9 protein-coding genes are annotated in these 8,648 nt (G+C 70.9%); 3 read left to right on the forward strand and 6 right to left on the reverse strand.

What is annotated here, in order from left to right:
* The first annotated feature begins 141 nt into the window (after positions 1-141).
* From G6045_RS18730 to G6045_RS18740, 3 genes are all read left to right on the forward strand, one after another.
* Positions 142-639: a GNAT family N-acetyltransferase gene (locus G6045_RS18730; RefSeq protein ID WP_165333133.1), complete on the forward strand. Its 498-nt coding sequence runs from the start codon at positions 142-144 to the stop codon at positions 637-639.
* Positions 640-755: 116 nt separating this feature from the next.
* Positions 756-2,117, forward strand: a complete 1,362-nt coding sequence (locus G6045_RS18735) for a PspC domain-containing protein (protein WP_235968026.1) — start codon at positions 756-758, stop codon at positions 2,115-2,117.
* Positions 2,104-2,379, forward strand: coding sequence for a hypothetical protein (locus G6045_RS18740; protein WP_328707823.1), 276 nt, complete (start codon positions 2,104-2,106; stop codon positions 2,377-2,379). Before G6045_RS18735 ends, G6045_RS18740 begins: the two co-directional genes overlap by 14 nt.
* Here G6045_RS18740 and G6045_RS18745 read toward each other — a convergent pair.
* The 6 genes from G6045_RS18745 to guaA form a co-directional block, all read right to left on the reverse strand.
* Positions 2,369-3,154 (reverse strand): alpha/beta fold hydrolase, encoded by a 786-nt coding sequence (locus tag G6045_RS18745; RefSeq protein WP_165333135.1) that lies wholly within the window; start codon positions 3,152-3,154, stop codon positions 2,369-2,371. The genes G6045_RS18740 and G6045_RS18745 overlap by 11 nt on opposite strands.
* 68 nt (positions 3,155-3,222) lie before the next feature.
* Positions 3,223-3,744 (reverse strand): DoxX family protein, encoded by a 522-nt coding sequence (locus G6045_RS18750; RefSeq protein ID WP_165333136.1) that lies wholly within the window; start codon positions 3,742-3,744, stop codon positions 3,223-3,225.
* A 133-nt stretch (positions 3,745-3,877) separates the two neighbouring features.
* Positions 3,878-5,143, reverse strand: coding sequence for a hypothetical protein (locus G6045_RS18755; RefSeq protein ID WP_165333137.1), 1,266 nt, complete (start codon positions 5,141-5,143; stop codon positions 3,878-3,880).
* A gap of 135 nt (positions 5,144-5,278) precedes the next feature.
* The gene (locus G6045_RS18760) at positions 5,279-6,064 is read right to left on the reverse strand and encodes a class II aldolase/adducin family protein (RefSeq protein WP_165333138.1); all 786 of its coding nucleotides are present in this window, start codon (positions 6,062-6,064) and stop codon (positions 5,279-5,281) included.
* Positions 6,065-6,127: 63 nt separating this feature from the next.
* Complete coding sequence (locus G6045_RS18765) at positions 6,128-6,760, reverse strand: Uma2 family endonuclease (RefSeq protein WP_165333139.1); 633 nt, start codon at positions 6,758-6,760, stop codon at positions 6,128-6,130.
* Between the two features lie 114 nt (positions 6,761-6,874).
* A complete protein-coding gene (gene guaA, locus G6045_RS18770; protein ID WP_165333140.1) occupies positions 6,875-8,449 on the reverse strand; it encodes a glutamine-hydrolyzing GMP synthase in 1,575 nt (524 codons plus the stop codon).
* Between the last annotated feature and the right edge of the window lie 199 nt (positions 8,450-8,648).

An 8,648-nucleotide genomic window follows, 5' to 3' on the forward strand; every position in this document is an offset into this window, starting at 1 on the left:
GATCCTCACACGAGGGCGGGGGCCCCGGCATCAGGGTTCGGCCCCTAGACGTCCCTGATCTGCGCGGGCACGGCCCCCTCGCCTCTGCCTCCCCCTGAGCCGGCCGCGCAGTCCGGCCATGACGGCCCGTAGAGTCCGGCCATGATCAGAACGGGTGCACGGGACGATGCCGAACCGATCGCCGCACTGCATGCGGAGAGCTGGCGCACGGCATACGCGGGGATCATGCCGGACGACTTCCTGAACGGCCCCTTGGACGAGGACCGGCTCGCGCTCTGGCGCGGCCGGCTGTCCGGGCCCGAACCCGGTGCCGCTCTGTTCGTGGCCGAGGAGGACGGGGTGATCACCGGCTTCGTTTATCTCCTCCCCCGCCCCGACGGCCGCCTCCTCCTGGACAACCTGCACGCCCGGCCGGGCCGCACCGGAACCGGAATCGGCAGCCGGCTCCTTCGGCACGCCTTCGCGTGGGCCGCCGCCGAGCACCCCGCGCGGGCCCTTTACCTCGAGGTGCTGCGCGCCAACACCCGCGCCGTCTCCTTCTACGAGCGCCACGGCGCCGTCCGTACCGGCGCACGCGTCTGCGTCTTCGAGCAGGGCTTCGAACTGCCCGAGTTCGAGTACAGCTGGCCGGCCGCCTGAGGCACGGGACCGCGCGTACGCCGGCCCCCGCACCCCACCCCGTACGGACAATCTCAGGGTCCGACCAGGGTCGTCCCGCCTGCCGCCGGCGGCCCCGAGCCCCCACCATGGAACCCATGACGGATCAGCACGACACCCGGACCGCGGAGCCGGCCGACGCCGTGCCGGGCGCCGGGAGGACCGGCACCGGGACGGTCGGCGCCGAGGCGCCCGCGGCCGAAGCGCAGCCACGGCTGCGCCGCGACCGGGAGCACAAGGTGCTCGGCGGCGTCTGCGCGGGCCTCGGCCGGCACTGCGACATGGACCCGGTGATCTTCCGTATCGTCCTGGCGCTGCTCGGCGCCGTGGGCGGTATCGGCCTGATCTTCTACGGGTTCGCCTGGCTGCTCATCCCTGCCGACGGCGAGGACGAGAACGAGGCCCGCCGGATGCTGACCGGCCGCGTCGACGGGCCGGCCCTGACCGCGCTGCTCTTCGCCCTGGTCGGCTCCGGCGTGATGCTGTCGATGGTGAACAACGCGGGCGTGCTGACCTTCGCCTCCGTACTCGCCGTCCTGCTCGCGGGCGCCGGCTACTGGTCGAAGGAGCGCCGCAAGGACACCCCCTCGCCCGACCCGGTGGCCGCGCAGGCCGCCGCCGACGCACCCCCCGAGACCCAGGCGCCGCCGGTCACCCGGGGCCCGTCGTGGTGGCGGGACCCGATCGTGAAGGACGGCACGCACGAAGGCGGTACGGGGTATCTGTGGGGGCCCGCCGAACTCTCCGGCGTGGAGCTCCCCGCCAAGGACCCCGCCGGCCGGAGCGCCCAGGTACTCGCCCCGCGCCGCGGACCGCGCTGGATCGGTGGCTGGATCTTCCTGCTCGCGCTGGCGGCCGGCATCACCGGCACCGCGGTCGCCCTCAACGAAATGGGTGCCAATCCGCCCCTCGGCACCGCCCTGACGGCGGGCCTTGCCTGCGCCCTCGCGGTGCTCGCGCTCGGGATCGCGGTCAGCTCCTTCTTCGGGCGCACGGGAGCGGGCTCGGTGCTGCTCGCGCTGATCATCGCCGGACTGCTCGCGGGGGCCTCGGCGCTCCCGAAGGAGATCACCACCAACTGGGTCCGTACGCAGTGGCAGCCCACCGCGGCCGCCGACGTGCGGCCGGCGTACGACATCGGCTCGGGCGAGGGCACGCTCGACCTCAGCAAGCTCGATCTGAAGAAGGACCAGACGGTCACCACCAGCTCCAAGATCGGCGCGGGCCGGATCAAGGTGATCGTCCCCTACGACGCGACGGTGAAGGCGGACGTACAGGTGGGCGTGGGCGACATCCAACTGCCCGAAGGCCATGCGCGGGGCGACATCGACGTCTCCCCCGACCAGAGGCGCTCGATCGTCCTGCGCCCGCCGGGCGACGCGAAGGACGGCGGCGGCACGATCGACCTCACGCTCGATGTGGCGCTCGGCCAGGCGGAGGTGACCCGTGCAGCGAAGTGACGAACGGCGCCGGTGGCTGCACCCGTTCCAGCCGGGCCGCCTGGTCTCGGGCCTCACGATGGGCGGGGTGGCCCTCGCCTACGGCGGGGATGCGGCCGGCTGGTGGGACGCGGAGTGGTTCGTGGTGATCCCGATCGTGGTGCTCGGCCTGTTCCTGGCCTCGGTCACCGGGATCATCGCCTATGCCGTACGCAGACGGCGCGGCGCCCGCGGGATCGCGCCCGCGGACGACCGCACCGCACAGGGAACCGCTAGCGGCTGAGGAACGGGCCCAGTACCGCGGCCAGTTCGGCCGGTGCGTCCAGCGCGACGAGGTGGGCGGCCGTGGGGAACTCGACCAGGGAGGCTCCCGGGATCTCGGCCGCGTACTTCCGGGCGATGTCCTGGAAGTCGCCGACATCGAGCTTGCCGACGCCCACCAGCGTGGGCACGGCGATGGCGGAGAGTTCGCCGCCGACCGGATCCTGTGACTGCTCGCCCACCGCGTCCTGGTGCTCGAGCGAGGTCCGCAGCGGGCCGCGCAGCTGATCCGCGAGGCCTTCGGCGACATCCGCCCAGCCGCGCGCCGGTCCGCGCACCCACATGTCCAGGTTCACCTCGACCGCCGCGTCCAGATCGCCCGCCTCCAGGGCCGCGGTCTCGGCCTCGTCGTACGCGATCATCTCGGCGCCCCATCCGTACCCGCGCCACGGCGCGGACAGCACGGCGAGGGAGTGCACCCGGTCCGGGTGGGCGAGGACGAAGTCCAGGGCGACGCGGCCGCCCCAGGAGGCGCCCACGAGGCGGACCTTGTCATGGCCGAGGTGATCGAGGAGCCGGCGCAGATCGTCGGTCTCGCGGAACGACCCACTCGGCGGCGGGGACTGACCGAAACCCCTCAGGTCGTAGCGGATGACGGTGTGCCGCTCGGCGAGCGCGGGCACGACGGCGTCCCACATCCGGTGGTCGGCGATGCCGGCGTGCACGAGGACGACCGGGGTTCCGGTGCCCGCCACGTCGTAGGAGAGAGGGCCGAGTTCGTCGGCGAGTATGTGCATCCGAGGATGCTGACAGGCCCGCCGTCCGGAGGCCAACCCTCCACATCCCACCGGCCGGCGGACACCCGCTACATACCGCGCCGCCGCTGCCTCAGCCAGGCATCCACCGACCAGTACGAGGCCCCCGCCAGGATCAGCGGCAGCCAGGCCATCAGATACGGAAGATCGTTGCCCATGTAGTAGGGCGTGGCCGACCAGCTCATCGTGAACCACAGGCTGAGCGAGAGCAGCGCGCCGCCGAGCGCGGCGATCCTCGCGAACAGGCCGATCAACGTGCCGATGCCCACGGCCAGTTCACCGAACGCGATGGCATAGCCGAAGCCGACGGGCGAGTTGGCCGCAAGGTCCAGCATCTTGGGGATCGCCACGTCGCCGCTCTGCTGCAGGAAGCGGATCTGGTCGCCGATCGACTCGTTGCCCGCATCCTTCAGGAAGGTCGAGCTGGTGAGCTTGTCGAGGCCCGCGTAGACGAACGTGACACCCAGGAAGATCCGCAGCGGCAGCAGGGCGTAGCGCGAGGCGGTGTCGCGCCAGTCCCCCCGGCCACCGCCCGGGTCGGTGTACGTCCCGGTCCGCATGGTGTGCGCCATCACTGCCGCCTCTCAGTTGACCACTCAACGAAATGCCGTCACCAGACCATACGTACGACAACGGTGAGCGGCTCACCAGTGGGCGGGGCGCTTTGACGGTCCGACCGAGACCTGGCCGGATCGAAACCGAGGGTCAGTCGGTCACGTCGATGACGCAGCGGTTCGTCTCGGCCCCCGCCGCCGTGACCACCTGCACCTCGACCCGCCCCGGCTCCACATCGGCCGGTACGGGCACGGTGAGCACCGCATCGGTCGGGTTGGTGAAGCCGCCGGGCACCGGGACCAGCGGGACATGGACGTGCACGGGCCCGATCCGCACCACCATCCGGGCGAGCCGGTCGGGGCTCTGCGCGCCGGGCGGCACGAAGCCGGCGCCGCGGATCTCGATGTCGTCCCCGGTGCGGATCGGGGCGTCGAGGTCGCCGGCCTCCCGGGCCCGTACCACCGAATGGATCACCGGTCGGCCGCCCTCGGCGTACTTCCCGGCGAGATACGTGGCGGCCGAGACGAGCACGAGCAGGGCGAGGCCCCAGGGCAGCTCGGGCAGCCGGCCCGGGTCGCGGGCGAGGCTGACGGCGGCGAAGAGCAGGGCGGCCGCGTTGATCACCGCGTACTGGGCGTCGGCGAAGCTCCCGCGCCCGGCGTCGTCGGTGACGAGATCACCGGCGCGCGGCCGGTCGGCCCGCACCTTCTGCAGCTCCTGCCCGGCGACGCGCACCGCGACCGTGCGACGGACGGCGACGGCGACCAGGCAGATGACGCCGAACACGGTCAACAGGGCCGCGCTGCGGCCCAGTTCGAGCCCGGCGAGCAGGTCGTCGCGGGTGCGGGGCGTGGCGGCGAAGGCGAGTTCCCAGCCGAGGAAGAGCACGGAGTACGCCGCGAGCAGCACCCACGCGCCGGCCACACCGCGGGAGGTGGAGAGCCGGTTGTCCTCGCCGATCACAGGGGCGAGGACGCCGCCGCGGGCCCGGTGTCGATGGGCGACGCCGGTGAGCAGCGCGCCGACGACCAGTGCGGTGAGCATGCCCGCCGTACGCGCGGACGTCCAGCCGGCGCCGATGGCGGTGAGGGCCTGGATCAGGAGCAGTGCTCCGGCCAGCACCCAGATCGTGAACAGCGTGCGCCGGCACAGGAGTTGGAGCCACGCCGCGCCCTCCTCACGACTGCGCTCGGCGACCGTCACCGCGGACTGGGTCAGCTCGTCCGAGACCCACTGCCGGGACGCGCCCGCCGAGTACGCCACCGCGGCAGGGAGCCCGTGGCCCGCCGCGAGCCCGTCGCGTTTCGCGGAGAACTCCGCGACCGCCCGCCGATGCCCCTCGCGCGCACCGTGCGGACAGTCACCGCAGGTGCACCCGCCCCCATGCGCTTCCTGTCGCGCCACTTGCACGGCCACCCGCGAACTCCGTCCCTGAATCCTGCCGAGTCGTTCAATTCCCTTGTAATTCCTGGGAATTGTGCCTTACGTGACGGATGAGGTACTCAACGGGCAGGTCAGACAGGGTGATGGACCGACGTGCGGGTTGACATTTCACGCCAGGAGATCCGGCTCACTGCGGCTGATGTCCTGCCACGAGGGCTGGTAGTTGATCCAGGCGGCAAGGTCCGTACCGAGCTGGTCGCGGGTGGCGATCGCGTGCTTGTGGTCGATCAGATACGTGCGTCCCGCGGCGCGCGCCGCCAGCTGGACCTGGCTGCAGCGGTCCATGGAGATGAACCACCACGCGGCCGCGTCCACCGTGTCGCCGACGGTCAGGAGCCCGTGGTTGCGCAGCACCATCGCCTTGCGCGGGCCGAGCGCGGTGGCGATACGGCGCCCTTCGTCGGCGTCGACGGAGACGCCGGTGTAGTCGTCGTAGAGGGCGTGGTCCTCGTAGAAGGCGCAGCTCTCCTGGGTGATCGGGTCGATGTGCTCGCCGAGTGCGGCGAGCGCCCTGCCGTGCACCGAGTGGCAGTGCACCACCGCGACCACGTCGGGGCGCTTGGCGTGCACCGCCGCGTGCACGGTGAACGCGGCCTGGTTCACGTGATAGCGGCCCTCGACCACCTGGCCGGCCCCGTTCACCAGGATCAGATCGCCGACGGTGATGTGCCGGAACGGCATCCCGAAGGGATTGACCCAGTAGCAGTCGGTGAACTCCGGGTCCCGCGCGGTGATATGGCCGGAGACCCCGTCCTCGAATCCGTACCGCCCGAAGAGCCGGAGCGCCCCCGCGAGCCGTTCCTTGCGGTGCCGCCGCTCGTCGTCGAGGCTCTGGTGCGCCGGGGGCAGCGCGAACTGGAGGTTCTGCGCGGGTATCGGAGTCGGAGCGGTCATGATCCCTCCCAGGCCAAGGCGTGATGGCCGGAAGGTACCTGCGGTAACGGCAGGAGACCAGGCTCAGAGCTCGTCGATCGAGCTGAGGTCGATGTCGATGTCGAAGGGGGTGGAGAGCTTGAGCCGGTCGCGGTGCACTCCGGTCCGTGCGTACGCCGTCGTCCCCTCCGCGAGTTCGAAGGCCTCGACCACGGGACGGCCGTCCTCGCTCTCCACCCGCCAAAAGTGCGGGATTCCCGCGTTGGCGTACTTGTGCGGCTTGGTGTCCCGATCTCTGGCAGCGGACTCTGGCGAGACGACCTCGACGGCCAGGAGGACGTCCACCGCCTTGTAGAACGTCTGATCCGTGTCAGCCTCTGCGGCGGCCGAGACGACGGAGATGTCGGGCTCGGGGCCGTTGCGCTTGTCGATCACGATCGTCATCTCTCGACGGACCTTGAACTCGGCTGGCACAAAGCGCCGAAGCCCGTTCTCAAGCAAAGTGATCACCAGCCCGTGAAAGGCTCGCTGCGGACTCACGAAGACCAGGCTCCCGTCGAGCAGTTGGGTATGCGGCGGGAGGTCGGGCAGGCTGAACAGGTGGTCCACGGTCCACCCGCCATCCGGCGGTACCGGCCACATGCGCCCAGTCGTCCGCGCTGGATCGGCCTTCGTCACGGACTCGGACAGCGGTTCGGCAGTCATTGTTCCTCCCATGAAGGGATTCTGTTCCGTAAAGCCAGCGTACCCAGCGGATACGACAGTGCCGCCGCCCAGACGAATGAGCGACGGCAATGGCGTTGTCCCGTTACGTGAGGTGCCCCCGGAGGGTCACTCCCACTCGATCGTGCCCGGCGGCTTCGACGTCACGTCGAGGACGACGCGGTTCACGTCGGCGACCTCGTTGGTGATGCGGGTGGAGATCTTCGCGAGCACGTCGTACGGCATCCGCGTCCAGTCCGCCGTCATCGCGTCCTCGGACGAGACCGGGCGCAGGACGATCGGGTGGCCGTACGTGCGGCCGTCGCCCTGGACGCCGACGCTGCGGACGTCCGCGAGCAGCACGACCGGGCACTGCCAGATCTCGGTGTCGAGGCCGGCCGCGGTGAGCTCCTCGCGGGCGATCGCGTCGGCCTCGCGCAGGAGGTCGAGGCGGTCCTTGGTGACCTCGCCGACGATACGGATACCGAGGCCGGGGCCCGGGAACGGCTGGCGCTGGACGATCTCGGCCGGCAGACCGAGCTCCTGGCCGACCATGCGGACCTCGTCCTTGAACAGCTGGCGCAGCGGCTCGACGAGCTCGAACTCGATGTCGTCGGGCAGCCCGCCGACATTGTGGTGCGACTTGATGTTCGCGGTGCCGGTGCCGCCGCCGGATTCGACGACGTCCGGGTAGAGGGTGCCCTGCACGAGGAACGCGACCTCGGGGCCGTCCTCCTGGAGGATCTCCAGCTGCGCCTGCTCGAAGACGCGGATGAACTCGCGCCCGATGATCTTCCGCTTCTCCTCGGGGTCGCTGACCCCGGCGAGCGCGTTGAGGAAGCGCTCCTCCGCGTCCACGACCTTCAGGTTCGCACCCGTCGCGGCCACGAAGTCCTTCTCGACCTGCTCGGTCTCGCCCTTGCGCATCAGACCGTGGTCGACGTACACGCAGGTCAGCTGGGAGCCGATGGCCTTCTGGACGAGGGCCGCGGCCACCGCCGAGTCGACGCCGCCGGACAGACCGCAGATGGCGCGCTTGTCGCCGACCTGCGCGCGGATCGCGGCGACCTGCTCCTCGATGACATTGCCCGTGGTCCAGGTCGGCTTGATGCCCGCGCCCCGGTACAGGAAGTGCTCGAGCACCTGCTGGCCGTACGTGGAGTGCATGACCTCGGGGTGGTGCTGCACTCCGTACAGCTTCTTCTCGTCGTTCTCGAACGCGGCCACCGGGACCAGGTCCGTGGACGCCGTGACGCTGAAGCCCTCGGGGGCGGCGCTGCACGCGTCGCCGTGCGACATCCACACCGGCTGCTCGGCCGGGGTGCCCTCGAAGAGGGTCGAGCTCACCTTGGAGACGTGCAGCTCGGTGCGGCCGTACTCGCGCGCACCGTTGTTGTCGACGGTGCCGCCGAGCGTGGCGGCCATCAGCTGGAAGCCGTAGCACATGCCGAAGACCGGGACCCCGGCCTCGAACAGCGCGCGGTCCAGGCGCGGGGCGCCCTCCGCGTACACCGACGAGGGGCCGCCGGACAGGATGATCGCGGCCGGGTTCTTGGCGAGGATCTCGGCGACCGGCATGGTGCTCGGGACGATCTCGCTGTAGACCCGCGCCTCACGCACGCGACGGGCGATGAGCTGGGCGTACTGCGCGCCGAAGTCGACGACGAGAACGGTGTCGGGGGCGGCGGCGGGGGAACCTGGCACTGTGTGTCGGCCTTCCGGCGGGAGTGGGCGAGGGCCCATGGGACTGACGAGGCACATGCGGCTGATGGGCCAAAGGGCTGTGCGCTCTTTTGTCGATTCTAACGGGGGTACGGGGGTGACTTTTCGTCTCAGCATCCGAACCGTGTGACGCTCACCATGCGGGCGGGGCGGAGATCCGGATTGACGGGCCGGGGACGGG

The sequence above is a fragment of the Streptomyces mesophilus genome (genome assembly GCF_011044995.1).
Taxonomy (GTDB): domain Bacteria; phylum Actinomycetota; class Actinomycetes; order Streptomycetales; family Streptomycetaceae; genus Streptomyces; species Streptomyces mesophilus.